Below are 1094 nucleotides of genomic sequence, written 5' to 3' on the forward strand. Positions count from 1 at the left end.
ACTACAATAGATCCCTCTATAATCTCCCTTACGAAAAAATCGAAGGTTTTTGACCCAAATTCGCTAGAACTTCCAAACTGGTTATCAAGATCAACTTGGCATTCTTGGTTGCAGTACCGCAAGGAAATTAACAAACCAGTCAAATCCAAAATGACGGTTAACCAGACTATCAAGCTGTTGGCAAAGTGCCGTGATAGGGGTTATTCGCCAGAAGACATCATCAACACCAGTATCGCCAATGGCTGGCAAGGACTTTTTGAACCCAAAGAGACCCAAACGCAGAAATCCCGATTTGGATTTAAAGAGATCGCCAAAACGGATGTTTTCATCACCGATGATTTTTGATTGGCAGAAAAAACATTGGCATTTGGATTTTTAGCTGAAATTGAAAATTCAATCTCAAATTATCGCTCAGACCCCCTCTAAAACGCTCTGTAATCCATTCTGAGCCATTTTTTCGGAAAAAATGTAAATTCTTACAGCTAAAAATTTATCGTCGATTATGAAGCGATACACGAAGTTTTGCTAATCTGCTTACGCAGGAGGAATTTTGAATACAGCAAATGGAGTATTAACCCGATTTCTCAAACTGATGCCAAAGCACATTAAACCGAAATTTAATACCGTTGACGAGTTGTTAGCGTGGCATCGTGAACAAGCTAAATTGGACTCAAACCGAATCTCCGAAGAAAATCGAGTCAGAAGGCTGAATAATATCATGGGTAACTCCGGTATTTCTGAACTTTATCAGCATTGTACTTTTGACAACTTTGAGGCTTTGACGACGGAACAAAGACAAGCGAAATTCAAAGCAAAAAACTATGCTGACAATTTTGGAAAATATTTTGGTGGATTTGTTTTTAGCGGTCATTCTGGCACAGGCAAAAATCATCTGGCAGCAGCAATAGGTAATCACTTAATTCAAGACGGACTGAGTATTTTAATTGTCACTTTTCCTGAGCTGATGATGAGATTGAGAAAAACTTACGAGAGCGCCCCTAAATATACCGAATCACAATTAATCGATGATTTGTGCGGTGTTGATTTGCTCGTATTTGATGATGTTGGCGTTCAGAGAAACAATCTCAATGAAG

The 1094-nt window shown here is 38.8% G+C and carries 1 protein-coding gene and 1 pseudogene; both read left to right on the plus strand.

The genetic code is table 11. The features are described from left to right. Window positions 1-345: pseudogene (locus G468_RS24535) on the plus strand (replication protein); the annotation flags it as partial. Window positions 346-550: 205 nt separating this feature from the next. After that, the coding region (locus G468_RS0118515) for an ATP-binding protein (protein ID WP_026824214.1) at window positions 551-1094 on the plus strand (544 nt) is incomplete at its 3' end.

This window comes from Arsenophonus nasoniae DSM 15247, assembly GCF_000429565.1.
In the GTDB taxonomy this organism is placed as follows: domain Bacteria; phylum Pseudomonadota; class Gammaproteobacteria; order Enterobacterales; family Enterobacteriaceae; genus Arsenophonus; species Arsenophonus nasoniae.